Source organism: Rothia endophytica, from assembly GCF_928381505.1.
Lineage (GTDB): Bacteria > Actinomycetota > Actinomycetes > Actinomycetales > Micrococcaceae > Rothia > Rothia endophytica_A.
This window is the reverse complement of record NZ_CAKMSJ010000004.1, coordinates 16902-32849: the sequence shown is the minus strand read 5'-3', so window position 1 is coordinate 32849 and position 15948 is coordinate 16902. Positions and strand designations below refer to the sequence as shown.

At 56.3% G+C, this 15948-nt stretch carries 15 protein-coding genes; 11 read left to right on the top strand and 4 right to left on the bottom strand.

Going from position 1 to position 15948, the window contains the following annotated elements:
- Both L6990_RS05840 and L6990_RS05835 read left to right on the top strand, forming a co-directional pair.
- Window positions 1–714 carry a metal ABC transporter ATP-binding protein gene (locus tag L6990_RS05840; protein ID WP_237203143.1) on the top strand — a complete coding sequence of 238 codons (714 nt, stop codon included), beginning with the start codon at window positions 1–3 and terminating at the stop codon, window positions 712–714.
- Window positions 711–1553, top strand: coding sequence for an anchored repeat-type ABC transporter permease subunit (locus L6990_RS05835; RefSeq protein ID WP_237203142.1), 843 nt, complete (start codon window positions 711–713; stop codon window positions 1551–1553). Before L6990_RS05840 ends, L6990_RS05835 begins: the two co-directional genes overlap by 4 nt.
- A gap of 74 nt (window positions 1554–1627) precedes the next feature.
- On the opposite strand, the gene L6990_RS05830 is transcribed toward L6990_RS05835, so the two are convergent.
- Both L6990_RS05830 and L6990_RS05825 read right to left on the bottom strand, forming a co-directional pair.
- Window positions 1628–2686: a zinc-dependent alcohol dehydrogenase family protein gene (locus tag L6990_RS05830; protein ID WP_237203141.1), complete on the bottom strand. Its 1059-nt coding sequence runs from the start codon at window positions 2684–2686 to the stop codon at window positions 1628–1630.
- A gap of 159 nt (window positions 2687–2845) precedes the next feature.
- Window positions 2846–4303, bottom strand: coding sequence for a protein adenylyltransferase SelO (locus tag L6990_RS05825; protein ID WP_237203140.1), 1458 nt, complete (start codon window positions 4301–4303; stop codon window positions 2846–2848).
- A gap of 132 nt (window positions 4304–4435) precedes the next feature.
- On the opposite strand from L6990_RS05825, the gene L6990_RS05820 reads away from it, so the two are divergent.
- From L6990_RS05820 to L6990_RS05810, 3 genes are all read left to right on the top strand, one after another.
- Window positions 4436–4756 (top strand): putative quinol monooxygenase, encoded by a 321-nt coding sequence (locus tag L6990_RS05820; RefSeq protein ID WP_237203139.1) that lies wholly within the window; start codon window positions 4436–4438, stop codon window positions 4754–4756.
- A gap of 125 nt (window positions 4757–4881) precedes the next feature.
- The gene (locus L6990_RS05815) at window positions 4882–5709 is read left to right on the top strand and encodes an NUDIX hydrolase (RefSeq protein WP_237203138.1); all 828 of its coding nucleotides are present in this window, start codon (window positions 4882–4884) and stop codon (window positions 5707–5709) included.
- Window positions 5710–6546, top strand: coding sequence for a thermonuclease family protein (locus L6990_RS05810; RefSeq protein ID WP_237203137.1), 837 nt, complete (start codon window positions 5710–5712; stop codon window positions 6544–6546).
- 86 nt (window positions 6547–6632) lie between these two features.
- On the opposite strand, the gene L6990_RS05805 is transcribed toward L6990_RS05810, so the two are convergent.
- Window positions 6633–7265 carry a superoxide dismutase gene (locus L6990_RS05805; protein ID WP_237203136.1) on the bottom strand — a complete coding sequence of 211 codons (633 nt, stop codon included), beginning with the start codon at window positions 7263–7265 and terminating at the stop codon, window positions 6633–6635.
- Window positions 7266–7975: 710 nt separating this feature from the next.
- On the bottom strand, window positions 7976–8494 hold the full coding sequence (locus tag L6990_RS05800) for a MarR family winged helix-turn-helix transcriptional regulator (protein ID WP_237203135.1): 519 nt from the start codon (window positions 8492–8494) through the stop codon (window positions 7976–7978).
- 297 nt (window positions 8495–8791) lie between these two features.
- Between L6990_RS05800 and nhaA (L6990_RS05795) the strand changes: the two genes are divergently transcribed.
- The 6 genes from nhaA (L6990_RS05795) (at window position 8792) to L6990_RS05770 (ending at window position 15907) form a co-directional block, all read left to right on the top strand.
- Window positions 8792–10138 carry a Na+/H+ antiporter NhaA gene (gene nhaA, locus L6990_RS05795; RefSeq protein WP_237203134.1) on the top strand — a complete coding sequence of 449 codons (1347 nt, stop codon included), beginning with the start codon at window positions 8792–8794 and terminating at the stop codon, window positions 10136–10138.
- 223 nt (window positions 10139–10361) lie between these two features.
- On the top strand, window positions 10362–11708 hold the full coding sequence (gene nhaA / locus L6990_RS05790) for a Na+/H+ antiporter NhaA (protein ID WP_237203133.1): 1347 nt from the start codon (window positions 10362–10364) through the stop codon (window positions 11706–11708).
- 227 nt (window positions 11709–11935) lie between these two features.
- Window positions 11936–13486: an alanine/glycine:cation symporter family protein gene (locus L6990_RS05785; protein ID WP_237203132.1), complete on the top strand. Its 1551-nt coding sequence runs from the start codon at window positions 11936–11938 to the stop codon at window positions 13484–13486.
- A gap of 180 nt (window positions 13487–13666) precedes the next feature.
- Window positions 13667–14329 carry a hypothetical protein gene (locus tag L6990_RS05780; protein WP_237203131.1) on the top strand — a complete coding sequence of 221 codons (663 nt, stop codon included), beginning with the start codon at window positions 13667–13669 and terminating at the stop codon, window positions 14327–14329.
- The gene (locus L6990_RS05775; protein WP_237203130.1) at window positions 14322–15422 is read left to right on the top strand and encodes an XRE family transcriptional regulator; all 1101 of its coding nucleotides are present in this window, start codon (window positions 14322–14324) and stop codon (window positions 15420–15422) included. The genes L6990_RS05780 and L6990_RS05775 overlap by 8 nt, the downstream gene beginning before the upstream one ends.
- Window positions 15423–15460: 38 nt before the next feature.
- Window positions 15461–15907: a hypothetical protein gene (locus L6990_RS05770; protein ID WP_237203129.1), complete on the top strand. Its 447-nt coding sequence runs from the start codon at window positions 15461–15463 to the stop codon at window positions 15905–15907.
- The last annotated feature ends 41 nt before the right edge of the window (window positions 15908–15948 follow it).

Sequence of the window (15948 nt, the reverse complement as noted above, 5' to 3'; positions counted from 1 at the left end):
GTGACCCTCGATGTTAAAAATTTCTGCGTCAGCTACCCCGGCCGAGACATACTGACCGATGTGAACTTCCAGCTGCACCGGGGGGAGTTTGTTGCTCTCATCGGTGCTAATGGGGCGGGTAAAACTACCCTCTTGCGCGCCATCCTGGGTCTTATTCCTGCCCAGAGCGGCTGTGTGAGCATCAACGGGTTTACCCCCCGACAGGCTCGGTCAGCCATTGGGTATGTGCCGCAGAAGCACCTTTTCCAATGGGATTTCCCTATCACCGTTACCGGGGCGGTGATGAATGGTAAAGCGAAAACGCTGGGCTGGTTGCGCCGCCCTACCCGTGAGGACTGGTTACAGGTGTTCACTGCCTTAGAACGCGCTGAGCTGCTCCATCTGAAAGACCGCATTATCGGCGAGCTGTCAGGCGGCCAGAAGCAACGGGTGTTGCTGGCGCGGGCGTTGGCATCAGACCCTGCCCTGCTACTACTCGATGAACCTTTCACCGGTGTTGATGCCCCTACCCAGGCGTCCCTTAATCGTCTTTACCGGCAGCTGGCAAAGGAGGGCATGACAATTCTGATGTCTACCCATGACATGCTGGCAGCCCGTGAAGAGTGCAGCCGGGTGCTGGGTATTCGGGGCGGGCTGGCACTCGATTCCCCTACCGATACCTTGACCCTTGAGGGCCTGCACCGATTCCTTCACACCCACCACGAGCGCTCATGATTACTCCCCTGGATTTTCTCACCGATCTCACCAACCCCAATTTAACTTTTCTAGTCCGTGCTCTAGCAGCGGTGGTACTTGCTTCCCTGGTAACCGGGGTAGTGGGCTGCCATGTGGTGCTGCGAGGCATGGTGTTTATTGGGGACGCGGTAGCACATTCTGTTTTCCCCGGCCTGGCGGTGGCCTTTGTCTTGGGTGGCTCCCTGGTTTTTGGTGGCCTGGTCGCAGGTATTATTACTGCGGTCTTAGTTGCGGTTTTTAGTCAGAATCGCAAGCTCAAGGAGGACTCGGTCATCGGCATTTTCTTTGCTGGGTCCTTCGCTCTGGGCATCACCATTGTGTCGCTGGCACCGGGTTATTCGGGGTCGGTGCAGGATTTCCTCTTTGGGTCTATCGTGGGTATTTCTGGTGCGGACGTAGCGCAGGCGGCTGGGTTTGCCGCCGTCATCCTGCTGGTGCTGGGGCTCTTTCATAAGGAGCTGGTGGCGGTGAGCCTAGACCGTGAGAGTGCCCGCGCCTGCGGCCTGCCGGTACTGGCATTGGATGTCCTGCTATACGTTACGGTGACCGTTTCGGTGGTAATTTCCCTGCAAACTTTGGGTAACGTGCTGGTTCTGGCCTTGCTGGTGATACCGGCTTCTGCCGCTCGGTTACTGTGTTCCACCCTGCCGCGCATGATGGCTTTCGCTCCGATGTTTGGGGTGGTTTGCTCGGTGGTGGGGCTGTATCTTTCTTGGGCTTTTAACCTGCCGACCGGCGGCGTCATTGTGCTGACCATGATTGCGGGTTTTCTGCTCTGCTGGGTGAGCCTATCTCTTAAACACATGCGCGAGAGGTGAGCTGTTGTCGAAAATTCCCTAAAAATCGACGCTACCTCACCTCTCGCGCATGTTCTTATGAAAGGACGGCGGGGCTAGGCCTCGCGGCGAATAACCACCTTGACTGCCTGATGTTCGGCGGCGTTGGCAAAGAGGTCGTAGGCCTCTTCAAACTGATCAAAGGTGAAGTAGTGGGTTGCCATCTTTTTGGCGTCCAGGCGTCCGGACTTCACCATGTTCAGCAGGTTGCCCACGGTGTTGCAGTTGACCAGGCCCATATTGATGCTGACATTGGAGATCCACATGGTGTTCAGGGGCAGCTCGACCGGCTTGCCGTGGACACCGGCGTTGGCAACGGTGCCGTAGGGGCGAACAATCTTCAGGCAGGTATCGAAGGTCTGAGGAACACCCACGGCCTCGATAGCTACATCTACGCCCAGGCCGTCGTTAGACAGAGCCTTGATCTTTTCAAGGAAGTCGGGGTCTGACGCATTGACCTTGTCGGTGGCACCCAGTTCGAGCGCCTTGTCCATACGGTTCTCGTCCATATCAACGGTAATCACGCGACCAGCACCACAGAGGTTAGCGGTCATAATGGCACCCAGACCCACGGGGCCTGCGCCGATGACTGCAACGGTGTCGCCGGGCTTGGTGTTGCCGTTGAGAATACCAATTTCAAAACCGGTGGGCAGGGCGTCGGTCAGGAAGAGGACTTCTTCATCATCCAACCCATCAGGAACAACGTGCACGGAGGTCTCAGCGAAGGGCACGCGCACGTACTCCGCCTGGGTACCGTCGATCATGTAGCCGAAAATCCAGCCGATACCGCCGGGGTTGGACTGGCAGTGGGACTGCTGGTTTGCCTTACAGTAGGAGCACTTGCCACAGCTTGAGACTGCGGGAATGATGATGCGGTCGCCCACCTTGAGGTCGGTGACGGCGGAGCCAACCTCGGTGATGGTGCCGATTGCTTCGTGACCCAAGATTCTGCCGGCTTCAACCTCGGGCACGTCGCCCTTGAGGATGTGCAGGTCGGTACCGCAGATGGTGGTGGTGTCCACGCGGGCAATGACGTCGGTGGGGTCAATGAGCTGGGGTGCGGGAACCTCTTCCCAGCTGCGCTTGCCGGGGCCGTGGTAGACGAGGGCTTTCATGGTGTTCTCCTCGGAACAGTGTCTGCGCTTGGGGCTTCATTTGTGACCCTACACACAATTTTAAGCCCAGTGCACCCAGGGGGCAATTATTTCAATAATTAACATTTGCGTTACACCGGTTGCCAGCCAAACACCAAAACCTCTTGCCCGGTAATTGCTTTAGGTGCCGCAGAAACTGGTGAAGAAGCGGGAACGGGCTGGCGCGGTCTCTAGATCTTCTAGCCCTGAATGGCGTGTGAAGGGCTGACGCACCGCCCCCAGTAGGCGCAGTATCGGGGCAGTGTCGCCGCTTTCCACCGCCCGCAGGGCAGCTTCTAGGTGCAGATTGCGCGGAATATATACGGGGTTAGCACCCTGCATGAGCTCCTCGGCACGACCCGGGGCTGTGCCGGTGTCTTGGCGCAGGGTGGCAAGGTCAGCCAGCCAGCTTTTCAGCGTCTCTGAGTTTGGCAGTAGCTCCACTAGGTGATCGGGGGTATCCGTCAGCGCCCTAAAGAAGCCGGTGAAGTCCAGGGTGTGCTCGTCTAGCATGTCTAAGGTGCGGTCGATAAAGGCGACCAGCCGTTCATAAGGGGCACCAGCAGCACCCTCTACCGCAATACCTAGCTTGGCGGCAAAAACTCTGGTGCGGGCATCCTCGTAGGTTTCTTCAAAATGTTCCAGCAGGTCAGTTGCCAGGTGGACGGCACGGTCGGGTTGCTCAGGGTCAATGAGGTCTAGCAGGCTTTCGGCAAAGCGTGCCAGGTTCCACTGGGTGATCCCGGGCTGGTTGCGGTAGGCGTAGCGGCCGCCCCGATCAATGGAACTAAAGACCGCCTCGTCCGAGAAACCGTCAATAAAAGCGCAGGGGCCGAAGTCGATGGCCTGGCCGCTAATGCTCACGTTGTCGGTATTAAGCACGCCGTGCACAAACCCCAGACCCATCCACTGGGCTACTAGGTGAGCCTGGTGCTCAGCCACTAATCTCAGCAGGATCAGCGCCGGGTTATCACCGGGGTTCACCTGCGGGTAATGGCGAGATAAAGCATAGCCAGCCAGCTCTATACGCTGGTCAGAGCCTACATTCATGTGGGCGTACTGAAAGGTGCCGACTCGCAGGTGGCTGTCTGCTACACGCACCAGGATGCCGGCGGGCTCGGGTAGGGGTGAGCGCCGACGCACTGTTTCGCCGGTTTCTAGGACGGCCAGTGCTCGGCTAGTAGGTACACCCAGGGCGTGCAGGGCCTCGCCGATTACAGCTTCTCGCCAGACCGCTGAGAGAGGTGCTTTACCGTCTGATCCGGGGCGAGAGTAGGGGGTGATCCCACTGCCTTTGAGATGGATATCTACCCGTTTTTCGGATGTGGGGAGTTCACCGATCAGATGGGCGCGGCCATCGCCAAGCACCGGGGAGAGGTGCCCGAATTGGTGGCCAGAATAAGCGAGAGCCGTAGTTTTTTCGTCACCACCGGTCAGCCAGCGTAGGCCATCTGCACCCGCTAGCCAGGTGGCGTCCAGCTCCAGTTCGGCCGCTAAGTCTTCATTAATCCAAAGCACCGTAGTCGCAGCGGGGATCTCAGGCACAGCTGGTGTGGCAAGCTCGGGGAAGCTACTGGCGTAGGTGTGCTCTAGGTTCATGACTGCGCTTTCTTGCTGGTGGCTCTTTCCACCAATCTATTAGGTTAACGCTGATAACTTAATCCCTGTTCACGCTGGGCACCGCCTGCCTAGGATGAGATGGACAGATAATCTCACGAGAAGGAGCACCCCATGATTTTTATTGTTGTGAAATTTCAGGTTAAAGACGGCGACCGCGAAGGCTTTCTAGCTGCCGCCCGCGAGTTCACCGAAGCCACCCGCGCTGAGCCCGGTAACAAGTGGTACGAATGGTCACTGAGCGTTGAAAACCCCAATGAGGTTGTGCTCGTTGAAGCTTTCGAGGACGACGCAGCTGAAGCGCACGTGAACTCCGATCACTTCGCCAAGGGCATGGAGACCCTGCGCCCCTGGCTGACCGCTACCCCCAAGATTATTTCCCGCCAAATCGATGGTGACGATTGGGACGAGATGGGCGAACTGAAAGTCGACTAAAACCGGTCAGTGGCGCACCCTATAGCCTGTGGGCACCTCCCTTTGCAGTTGAATTAACTACAATGGGAGGTGCCCACCTTTTTTATGAACTGACTCTAACTTTTGTTATAGCACCGGGGAGCCCCATGACTTTGCCTGACTCAACCTCTCACACAGCGCACGATGAGCACCTTGAAGCCGACCACGCGTCCGTTTCGCTGGCTGTCTCCACGGTCATTCTGGCGTTGCGCCGCAAAGAGGGCCAGCAGCATCATTCCCTGTGGCTACCCCTAGTACGCCGTCTGCGGGAGCCCTATAAAGGCCAGTGGGCGCTACCCGGCGGCCCCCTCTTGCCCACCCTTTCTCTAGAAGAAGCTGCAGGTTCCACCCTCAAGCGTGCCACCGGTCTGGTACCCGGCTATCTTGAGCAGCTCTACGCTTTTGGCGACGTTCACCGCACCCCCGATTACAAGGTCATGCGTGAGGGTGGCTCCCTGCCCATCCCGGCTGAAGAAGACACCCACGAGCGCGTCGTATCAGTGATTTACTGGGCTTCGATTCCCCAGACCGAGGTCAACCGCACCCGCGTCCACGCAAACATTAAATGGTTCCCCATCGACGAGCTACCCGTGCTCGCATTCGACCACAACGAAATCATTGAGTACGCCCGCTACCGCCTGCAGAACAAGGTGGAATACTCACGTATCGCCCACTCCTTCTTGGGTGAAGAGTTCACCCTGGCTCAGTTGCGTGAGGTCTACGAGGCTATTCTTGCCCGCCCGCTTGACCCCGCAAACTTCCGCCGTCAAATCGCGGCATCCAAGTCCATTATTGATACCGGCAAGCGCGTGGAGGGCACCCGCCACCGCCCACCGCGTCTCTACCGTTACGACCACTCACGCGCTTTCGCCGATCAGGGCCCGCTGGGCATGTACCGCGAGGCCGCCTACCACGCCCAAAATCAGGAGGAATAAGTGAAGCGTTTTGCTCACCTAGCAGCCGTCGCCCTGCTCGCTCTCACCGCCTGCGGTTCTGGTAGCAACGAACCTGAGGCCCCTTCGCCGTCCATTAACTACCAGGACGGCATGAGCGCCACGGTAGTTTCAGTAGAAACCGGCAATACCTTTACAGCCCAGATAGAGGGCGTGCAGAAGCCTGTACGTCTCATCAACACGGCCGCTCCCTCAACCCACGGGGTAGCACTCTCTAACACCTGCCTGGTCGAGGAATCCACCAGCAAACTTGCCGAGAAGCTACCTGAAGGCGCTGAAGTCACTCTCAATTTTGATGAGGGGCAGCGCGGAGGAACCGGTTACGTTGAGGCCGCTGTGTACGCCGGTGAAACTTTTATCAATGCTGACATGGCTCGTTCCGGTCTGATCTCCACTACCTTTGCTACCTCAAGGGACGAGTTCTACCCCGAAATTTCTCAGGCCCAACAGGATGCCGCCAACGAGGGTCTCGGCCTGTATTCTAAGAGCACTGACTGCACTATTTCTGCCAGTATCGAGGAGCAGGTGAAAGCTGTCGAGGACGCCCGTTCTTGGGTTGTCCCCGCTGATGACACCACCCGTACGGCTGAACGTGAAGCCGTTTACATGGAGGCTTCTGAACTCTACAACAGTCTCCAAGACGAAGTTCCTGCACCGAGTAGCTGGGTAGGTTCCATCGTCACTCTGGAGGCTGTTCAAAAGGAGATGTCAGATCTTAAGTCCCTGCTAGGCGATGATTACTACCCGAAGCGTGGTAGCACTGTGAACCAGCAGAAGAAGGCAACGGCTGAGGCTACTCCCGTTCGCCCCGGCTCCTAAATAGTCTGAACATCAAAAAGGACGCTGGCCCCCGCCCTCCCAGATGGAAGGTGCGGGGACCAGCGTCCTTTAGTGTTCCTGAGGGTTTATGCCTCGGGAATGATGAGACCCTTGGTCTGTGATACTGCACGATCGAAGCGAGCTGCAACGTCTGCCCAGTTAACAATATTCCAGAAGGCCTTGACATAGTCACCCTTGACGTTCTGGTAGTCCAGGTAGAAGGCGTGCTCCCACATATCCAGCTGCAGAACGGGAATCAGAGCTACGGAGATGTTGCCCTGCTGATCGTAGAGCTGCTCGATAACGAGGCGCTTACCTACAGTGTCCCACGCCAGGATTGCCCAGCCGGAACCCTGAATAGTCAGTGCTACGTTTTCAAAGTGAGCGCGGAAGGCGTCGAATGAACCGAAGTTATCATCGATTGCTGCTGCCAGTTCACCTTCGGGCTTGTCGCCACCCTCGGGGGAAAGGTTTTCCCAGAAGACGGAGTGGTTGGTGTGACCACCCAGGTTGAAGGCGAGATCCTTGGAAAGCTTGCCGATGTTGGCGAAGTCGCCCTTTTCGCGGGCTTCTTCCATCTTTTCAAGAGCGGTGTTTGCGCCACCTACGTAGGTTGCGTGGTGCTTCGAATGGTGCAGCTCCATGATGCGAGCCGAGATGTGGGGCTCAAGGGCTGCGTAGTCGTAGGAGAGTTCAGGGAGAACGTACTTGTCTGCCATGAGGGGTGTTCCTTTCGTTGTAAGACCCAGCGTTGGGTCTTTCTGCTGTCAACTCTACACACTTTGGGTGGGGTCGGTCACGGGACTTTACGCGCAAAGACACCTGTTCAGCGGTCAGCTAACAGGGTGCAGCATGTGGGTTCTAAAGACCGCCCACGAGGGCTCGCTCGAAGCTGAGGTCCCCTTCAACCTGACTTACTCCACACCTTTCCACTTAAGCTCCAAAAAGTTATCCACAGGTGGGGATAAATCTGGGGATATTCGAATTAAATTAATGCGATGTTCGGTCAGATTCGAGCTTCTGCCGGTGATAAGCGGCAGGAACGGAAGTTCTGCTTCAAAAATACACGGCTGATATTCGAAAATGACACCGGTGTAAGTTTTCCACTGTGTGGATAAGACCTGTGGATAACCAGGGTACCTCATTAGTTTTCCCCCTCATATTTACATCGTTGAGGCTTCTTACCCACACCTAGGCAGCCTTTTCCCCACTTTAAGTGGATATTGTTCACAGTCTTATCCACAGCTGGGGAAAACTTTTCTTTAACCTCGCAGACTTCCCCAGATTCCGGTGAACTATACACCCCAAATGCAGACTCTCAGTGTGGATAAGGGCTGTGGAATAAGAAACCCCCGACGGCTGACCGTCAGGGGTTCTAGAACTTTAGGTTTGGGGCAGACTGCACGAGCAGCCCACAGGAGGAGCTCATCTAGTCCAAAGGCTGAACGTTTTCTAGGTTTATGACCGAGCTGGGCTTGTCCCCCAGTACAGCCTCACCGATTTTAGCCAAGGCAGTAATCTGACGGTTCTGTAGACGGTCAAAAATAAGCTGACGCACAGCGGCAACGTGACCGGGTGCAGCCTCGTGTACTTTGATGCGACCTTCAGGGAGCAGGTGACAGATTGAAACTCGGCGGTCCTTCTTCCACACGCTGCGCTCCACAAAACCGTCTTTTTCTAGGCGGGTTACCACACGAGAGAGGCGGGGCAGCAAAGTGTTGGTCTGGCGAGCAAGTTCGGTCATGGTGAGTTTATGCTGCGGAGATTCAGAGAGCATAGCGAGCACCATGTACTCCACGAAACTGAGCCCAGAATCCGCCTGCAGCTGGCTTTCAAGCTGACCCGGCAGGTTGAACATAATGGATGAGAGGAAAAGCCACCCTTCGCGTTCTTCCTCGTTCAGCCACTGTGGATCCTCAGCGGCGGAGGTGACGTTCTGGTGGCTCATAAAATCCTCGTTCTGGGCTGGGGAAGGTGGTACTTGCTCTATTCTAGTTTCCCAGATGGCACTTCGTATCCAACCAGGGTATGAAATAGTTCCCGCATTATTTCTCACATGATGGAGCAGGCGGCGCAAAAATAACTTAACACCTCCCCCTCCAGGTTTGGTAAGCTGACATATCTAGGTGTGCCGGGAAGACTGGTCGGCTCGCCAGCCTAACCTGTTACTCGCCATCTTAGGGCGGTAAAGGCCATAAGCTGGCGGTAGATATTCTCGCAGAAGAACCACGAACCAGAAGGCTTTATGACTACCGATAACACCGTGCTCTCGCGGGGTTCCTATAAGGAATCCCAGCGTATTAGCGATATCCTCTCTAAAGAATCAACCGGCGGCATCATTCTGCTGATCGCCACGGTTTTGGCTCTCATCTTTGCCAACTCAGCAGCATCAGAACACTATTTTGGTTTGCGCGACACCTATCTGGGCGCAGACTTCTGGGGCCTGCACCTCAAACTCTCCATCGGTCACTGGGCGGCAGACGGTCTACTCGCTGTCTTCTTCTTCTTGGTCGGCCTAGAACTCAAAAAGGAGTTCGTTGAAGGCGATCTACGCAACCCCGGCAAAGCTCTGGTCCCCATCGTTGCAGCAGCCGGTGGCGTCGCGCTGCCCGCTATCTTCTACGTACTGGTGAACCTTAACAGCAGCAGTGAAGCTCTGGGAGGCTGGGCAATTCCCGCCGCTACCGACATCGCCTTTGCTGTTGCGGTGCTGGCCGTCATCGGCTCCCACCTGCCCTCCGCACTCCGCACTTTCTTGCTGACCCTGGCAGTGGTCGATGACCTCATCGCCATCACCATCATCGCCCTCTTCTACACCTCAGATTTGAAGATTGGCTACCTGGCGCTGGCTATTATCCCCATTGCCCTCTACGCACTGGTCGCCCGCAAGGGTGAGAAGCTCTTCCACCTCTCCCCCGCCGCTAGCTGGCTCATTCTGCTGCCCATCGGCTTCGTCGTCTGGGTGCTCTTCCTCAACTCTGGCATCCACGCCACCATCGCCGGCGTCATTCTTGCTTTCATGATTCCTGTGCGTCAGAACGCCCGCACTGAAGCAGCGGACGCCCACCACGGCCTGGCTGAGGTTATGGAACACCGCGTGCGCCCCTTCTCCGCAGGTTTCTGCGTGCCCGTCTTCGCCTTCTTCTCAGCGGGCGTCTTCATCGGTGGCTGGGAAGGGTTCACCAACTCCATCACCGAGCCCATCGCTTACGGCATCGTTATTGCTCTGGTACTGGGCAAAATGATTGGTATTACCGGGTCTACCTGGCTGATTACCCGCCTGCGCGGGGCCAACCTTGATTCCGATATCAAGTGGGTGGACATCTTCGGTGTAGCAGCTCTTGCCGGTATCGGCTTCACCGTTTCCCTGCTGATCGCCGAGCTCTCCTTCGGCTTGGGCTCTGACTACAACGATGACGCTAAGGTAGCTATTTTGACCGCTTCGGTCACCGCCGCGATTCTGGGTAGCATCATCCTTTCCATGCGCAATAAGCACTACAAGCAGATCGCTCTCAAGGAACTTGAGGACGTTAACCAGGACGGCGTGCCCGACGTCTTTACGGACGACAGCGCCAAGCAGCAGCCCTCATAGGCAACGAGCTAGCACCTAGTAGAAGAAGGGGCACCCCATTGGGGCGCCCCTTCTTTATTGACCGGGTACGGGAGGGAAACAGTGCCCATTTTCTTGCTCGCAGTCTTGCATGGTGAACTTCTGGGAACGGCAGGAGCATAATAGGTAGAGCACAGCGTGCAGAAGTGTAGGGTGAGCCCACCTAGACACCCTGGCACGTCCTCCTTGTCAGAGAAAGAACGACATGTCCCAGATGCCCCAGAGCCAGGATCTCTTTTCCCGCGGCTCCTATGCAGAAACTGCCCGCATTTCAGACATCATGCGCAAAGAGTCGGTGGGTGGCTTCATCCTCCTCGCCGCTACCGTGCTTGCCGTGGTGCTGGCCAACACCCAGGCGTCGCACTTCTACGAGACGGTGCGTGACGCTGAGGTCGGCTTCGATGTGCCCGGCTTTAGCCACCTGATGATGAGCGTGCATCACTGGGCTGCAGACGGTCTGCTCACTGTCTTCTTCTTCCTCACCGGCCTAGAACTCAAAAAAGAGTTCGTGGTGGGCGACTTGCGCAGCCCCGGCAAGGCAATTGTTCCGGTAGCTGCGGCTTTTGGTGGCGCCATGACCCCCGCCATCCTCTACTTCGCCATTAACCATGGCAGTAAAACTGCGGTGCACGGCTGGGCTATTCCCGCCGCAACCGATATCGCCTTCGCTGTTGCTGTGCTGGCAGGTGTAGGCACCTTCCTTCCCGCAGCCCTGCGCACCTTCTTGCTGACCCTGGCAGTGGTTGATGACCTGATTGCCATCGTGATCATTGCCCTCTTTTACACCAGCAGTTTCCAGGCCTGGTACCTCATTGCCTCCGTCATTCCCATCGGCATTTACTTCTGGATGACTCATAAGCATGAGCGACTCTTCCACGAAAAGAAGTGGGCTGCCTGGGCTATTCTACTGCCACTGGGGCTTATCACATGGGCTCTTTTCTTGGAGTCCGGCATTCACGCCACCATCGCCGGCGTTATTCTAGGCTTCTGCGTACCGGTGCGCATGACCCGTCAGGCTAAGGCAGCAGGGTCAGACGGCGGCCTGTCTGAGGTACTTGAGCACCGTCTGCGCCCTCTCTCAACCGGCGTCTGCGTTCCCCTCTTCGCTTTCTTCTCAGCCGGTGTAGCGATTGGTGGGCTAGATGGTCTGCAGCGCGCAGTCACCGATCCCGTAGCTATCGGCATCATTGTGGGTCTGGTGGTCGGCAAGACTATCGGTATCACCGGCACCACCTGGCTCATCACCCGCTTCCGCGGTGTTAACCTGGACTCCGACATCGCCTGGATAGATATTGTGGGTCTGGCAGTGACCGGCGGTATAGGCTTCACCGTCTCCATGCTGGTGGCCGAGCTTTCCTTCGCGGCAGGCGACGCTCACACTGAGGACGCCAAAATCGGCATCATGATTGGCTCTGTTACCGCGGCTATCTGTGGCGCTATCATCCTGTCGATGCGCAACAAGCACTACAAGGTAATCGCCCAGAAGGAAACCCTGGATGAAAACCAGGACGGAATCCCCGACGTCTTTACCGACGACACCGGTAGACGCTAAACCGGTCAAACCCAGGTCAGAATACGAAACGACAACGTCACAGTCCCGCCCCTTTGCACATTTGTGGTAGAGCTGTGAGAATTACCTAGGTATTTACGGGGGCATCTCGCCTCCACTCACCGGCAAGCCCCCGCCCTACGTGCCGCGGCGGTTTGCTGATTAGCAGCGCAGCACCACCCCACCCATACAATCGGGGTGGTGTTGCCCATTAAAGATTTGGAGCACGCATGGATATTTTGCTGGACGCGGTTCACTGGATTAACCAGTCCACCGCAGGAGCAACCGAGGTAATTACAGGTTTCTCAGATAACCTCTGGGCCAACTTCCTCATGTACGCCCTGGTCGCTGTTGGCCTCTTTATCACGGTAGCTACTCGCGGTATTCAGTTCCGCTCAATCGGCGAGATGTTCCGTACACTCAAGGATCCGGCGGGCACCGAGTACAACGGTAAGAAGAGCATCTCAGCTTTCCGTGCATTCACTGTCTCGGCTGCATCCCGCGTGGGCGTGGGCAATATCGTGGGTGTAGCTCTGGCTATTACCATGGGTGGCCCCGGCGCTGTCTTTTGGATGTGGGTTATCGCGTCCGTCGGTGCGGCATCCGCTTTTGCGGAGTCCCTGCTGGGTCAGCTCTACAAGCGTAAGGGCGAGGACTCCTACATCGGTGGCCCTGCCTACTACATGCAGCGCGGCCTCAACGCCCGCTGGCTGGGTCTTATCTTTGTGGGCTTCATCGTTATTACCTACGCCTTTGTGTTTGTTGCAGTACAGACCAACGCTATTGTGGGGGCCACCGCTGGTTCCTTTGGTGTAGATATTTCTGGCACTAACGGCATGGGCTTCCGCATTCTGGTGGGCGTCGTCATCGCAATTATTGCCGGTTTCATTATCTTTGGCGGTATTCGTACCATCTCCTCAGTCACCGAAGTACTCGTACCGGTCATGGCTGTTTTCTACCTGATTCTGGGTCTGATTGTTGTTGCCCTCAACCTTGACGCTATCCCCGGCGTGCTTGCTGATATCTTTGCCGGTGCTTTCGGCATCCGCGAGTTTGTAACCGGCACCCTGATTGCCGTCATCACCCAGGGCATGCGCCGCGGCCTGCTCTCTAACGAGGCTGGTATGGGTACCGCGCCCAACGCTGGCGCAACTGCCTCAGTTTCCCACCCTGCCAAGCAGGGTTTTGTGCAGGCTCTGGGCGTCTACTTTGACACCATGCTGGTTTGCTCCGTAACCGCCTTTATCGTGCTGGTTTCTGGCAATATCCCCTACGGCGATCGTGACCAGGCAGGCACTCTCACTCAGACCGCGCTGGCTACCCAGCTAGGCCCCTGGGCTATTCACTTCTTGACCGTAGCAATTGCCCTCTTCGCCTTCTCATCCATCATCGGTAACTACTACTACGGCGAGTCAAACATTCGCTTTGTAACCGAGAAGCATCTGCCCATGAACGTCTTCCGCCTCGTGGTGATTGTGTTTGTGTTCTTCGGTGCTATTGCGTCACTGGATCTGCTGTGGAACCTGGCTGACCTGCTCAACGGCGGCATGGTTATTGTGAACCTGACCGCGGTTTGCCTGCTGATGCCCAAGGTCATCAAGGTGCTGCGTAACTACGAGTCCCAGCGTAAAGCTGGTCTTGAGCCCATCTTCCAGGCTTCTGATCTACCCGAGATTAAGAACTTGGACGCCTGGGACGGCACCGACGAGCTGACCCAGCGCTCCTACTGGGATGAAATAGAACGTAAGACCGCTGAAAAGAAGGCAGCTCAGGGCAAGTAGCCCTCAACCCTTTTTAGCGTTTCGCTCAGGCGGGCTGGCACAGAGAGTTCTCTGTGCCAGCCCGCCTTCTTTTTGTCCCCTGACTTTGAACGGAAGGGCGAAGAAAAGAAGATTACAGTCAAAAGTTCTGGTTTTGTGCAATAATTTGAGGAAGCTTTACCTCTATCGAGACGAGACGAGATGCCACTTCTACAGCCCACCCCTCAGGTGCCCTTCGTAGTACCCGCCAACGATGCGGTAGCTTATCTTGCCCAGATGGGTATTGATGTCTCTCGTGTACTCGATGCACTCAGTGCTGGAGAAGTGGCCGCCGGTAATACACGTAGATCAGCACCGGTAACAGCAGCAGGATCGCGCCGCTGGTTCAGCACAACCGAGGAGTTCCGTGACTATCTGAGCACTGAAAATGCCTGGGCTCTCGCTGACCCTAACAACCGCCCGCTAGCCACCAGCCCCGATGAAAGGTACACGCTAGGTATCGTTGGCGGCAACGAAGCAACAGGAAGCCCTGACCCCGCTGTAGCCCCCAAAGCTCACCGCAAGAAGGGTAAGGCAACAGAGGAAGCGGTTAACCAGCCCACGCTCTTTGAACTCGAACGTCCCACCAAAAACCCCTTGAGTCTCGCAGCAGTTAATACCCCTCCTCCGGGTGGCTGGTTCCTGCTCTATTACAGAGCGGAAGATGAAATCCGGTGCGAGGTGTCGTTACCTGCACCAGATTTTCAGGACGGGCAGTTCGGCTCCTGGCTTGTCCGGGTGATTCTTCCCGCCATTCCCACCACAGCAACCGCGAACAAGATTACAGATATAGGTGGCGGAGACATTGACTTCCTCATTGCCTAATACGCTCGACCCTGACCGTATTAGGCTTGCCCGGATGAGGCGCGGTCACACCAAGCTGTCCTTAGCGCGTGCTCTGGGGGTAACCGATCGAACCATCCACAAGTATGAAACGGGGCTTGCACCCCTCAGCACTGCGGAGAAACTAGCCTCATCCCTCAATTACCCGGTAGCGTACTTCACCCGCCCCCTGGAAATAGAAATCGAAACAGGCAGCACCAATTATCGGGCGGGGCGGGACACCACCAGTAAGAGCAGAAACGCCGCAGAGGCAGCTGGTATTACCGGTATTGAAATTAGCCAGTGGATTAGGGAACACTTCACCCTGCCTCTTCTGCATGTGCCGGTTTTTGGTAAAGAAAAGCCACAACTTGCGGCCCAGATGTTGCGGGAAGAATGGGCACTGGGCACCAAACCCTTACCCAATTTGGTGCAGCTATGTGAATCCAAAGGTATCACTGTCTTTGGCTTGCCCCAGCTTGCAAAGTCTGTTGATGCCTTTTCCTGGAGGTATGATTCCCAGCCTTATATTTATTTATCGCGCCAAAAAACGCCGGAACGTACCAGGTTCGATATTGCCCACGAGCTGGGGCATCTCGTCCTGCACAAAAATGCAGAGGTAAAAACTACGCCTGAGCAGGAGAGAGAAGCAGATCAATTCGCCTCAGAATTTCTTATGCCGCGTTCGACTCTTGCAGAATATCTGCCACGCAACGCCACTATTGACGCTATTCTTGACGCCAAAAATGCCTTTAAGGTGTCCGCGCTAGCTCTCACCTACACCCTTCATAAGAACGGCTATATGACCGACTGGATTTACCGTTCAACCTGTCTTGAACTCAGCCAACGAGGTTATAGGAGAGGCGAGCCTGAAGGCATGCTCAGCCACGAATTTTCAAGGGTCTTCCCTCAGGTTCTAGGTGCAGATAAGGGCGGAACGGTGACGGTTGGGCGCATCGCAGAAGAGCTCGCTTTACCCAGTGATGACGTCACTACCCTCATGATGCAACCTAAATTTGAGGTACTCGAAGGTGATAAAGATGAAAATAACCGAGCGAGGACTAACAAACCACCCAAGCTGTCACTAGTACATTAGTTGCACTCCAGCCACCAGAGAATTATCTAAGGAGCCCCATGCCCGTTGACCCGCAGCACACCCAGATTAAGGAAACCGCCTACGCCCTGGCTCAGAAATTCGGCTGGGCGCTGGAATACAATGGCGGGTTAGAACTCGATGGGGAGTTCTTAGATGACGCCGACCTTTCCACCGAACGCACCGAGGACGGGCTGACCGTGGAGTACGTGCTCAACCTCAGCTACGCTGACAGCACCGCCTACGGTTTCACCCTCACCCGTGAGGACGCTGGGGGTCAGCTGACGGCGGGCTCCAGCTTCGGTGCGGGGGCAGGTTTTGGTGCACCCGCAGCGTCCATGCCCGGTGGCGCGTTGGGAGCTGGCTCCTTCGCTACTGGCGGGGTTCCGAGTGAGAATGCGATAACTCTGGCAGAGAAGTACTACATCACCACAGTTGCAGAGCTAGTGGAGGCGGTAGAAACAAAGCTGACGGCACTGGGTATCTAGCAGGGTGCGTTGGTGCTCCATCTACAATAAAGGTAAGCTCA

What these genes read in the sequence shown, in the direction of transcription:
- nhaA (WP_237203134.1), top strand. Translation starts at nt 8,792, where the DNA reads ATGACTACCGATAACACCGTGCTCTCGCGGGGTTCCTATAAGGAATCC.
- L6990_RS05805 (WP_237203136.1), bottom strand. Translation starts at nt 7,265, where the DNA reads ATGGCAGACAAGTACGTTCTCCCTGAACTCTCCTACGACTACGCAGCC.
- L6990_RS05800 (WP_237203135.1), bottom strand. Translation starts at nt 8,494, where the DNA reads ATGAGCCACCAGAACGTCACCTCCGCCGCTGAGGATCCACAGTGGCTG.
- L6990_RS05825 (WP_237203140.1), bottom strand. Translation starts at nt 4,303, where the DNA reads ATGAACCTAGAGCACACCTACGCCAGTAGCTTCCCCGAGCTTGCCACA.
- nhaA (WP_237203133.1), top strand. Translation starts at nt 10,362, where the DNA reads ATGTCCCAGATGCCCCAGAGCCAGGATCTCTTTTCCCGCGGCTCCTAT.
- L6990_RS05835 (WP_237203142.1), top strand. Translation starts at nt 711, where the DNA reads ATGATTACTCCCCTGGATTTTCTCACCGATCTCACCAACCCCAATTTA.
- L6990_RS05815 (WP_237203138.1), top strand. Translation starts at nt 4,882, where the DNA reads ATGACTTTGCCTGACTCAACCTCTCACACAGCGCACGATGAGCACCTT.
- L6990_RS05785 (WP_237203132.1), top strand. Translation starts at nt 11,936, where the DNA reads ATGGATATTTTGCTGGACGCGGTTCACTGGATTAACCAGTCCACCGCA.
- L6990_RS05770 (WP_237203129.1), top strand. Translation starts at nt 15,461, where the DNA reads ATGCCCGTTGACCCGCAGCACACCCAGATTAAGGAAACCGCCTACGCC.
- L6990_RS05830 (WP_237203141.1), bottom strand. Translation starts at nt 2,686, where the DNA reads ATGAAAGCCCTCGTCTACCACGGCCCCGGCAAGCGCAGCTGGGAAGAG.
- L6990_RS05820 (WP_237203139.1), top strand. Translation starts at nt 4,436, where the DNA reads ATGATTTTTATTGTTGTGAAATTTCAGGTTAAAGACGGCGACCGCGAA.
- L6990_RS05780 (WP_237203131.1), top strand. Translation starts at nt 13,667, where the DNA reads ATGCCACTTCTACAGCCCACCCCTCAGGTGCCCTTCGTAGTACCCGCC.